Below are 470 nucleotides of genomic sequence, written 5' to 3'. Positions count from 1 at the left end.
GTAATGGTCAGGTTAATATCGCCATTGTTAGGTTTACCTAGATAAACATAATTCTGTTCAGCGAGTATAGCACCCGTACCAGGACCTTTCATAGTAAATCCTTCACCTGCATTAAGCGTACCGGTACTCCTTACGTGTTGCCATGAGGCATAGTCATCACTCGGTTGGTTGGCGTATTTCCAAATCCAGTAATCTGCTATGGTAATAGGATTTGTTGCACTTCCGTTATAACCTGATCCTGTAAAGTTTACAGGGTTTATACCGTCATAGAAAATATCCTCAAGAGCATAGCTGTAATTGTTCGTTGCGATATCGGTATCTCCTACAGGAGCAGACCAATAGTTATAGGTAAAGGTATCAGCCGTACCTTGCTGGTCTCTTTCTAATTCACCATTTACGGCAACTAAAAGATCTGAATCTTCTTCTTGAATTAGTTGGGATTCTCCTTCAAGGTCTAATTTTCCTGTTAG

1 pseudogene is annotated in these 470 nt (G+C 40.6%); it reads right to left on the bottom strand.

The features are described 5' to 3' along the window. Nucleotides 1–470, bottom strand: a pseudogene (locus LBV24_RS15080) (LamG-like jellyroll fold domain-containing protein); the annotation flags it as partial.

The organism is Winogradskyella vincentii (genome assembly GCF_020166345.1).
Taxonomy (GTDB): Bacteria; Bacteroidota; Bacteroidia; order Flavobacteriales; family Flavobacteriaceae; genus Winogradskyella; species Winogradskyella vincentii.
The sequence above is the reverse complement of the archived record's forward strand: the minus strand, read 5'-3'. Positions and strand labels throughout refer to the sequence as shown.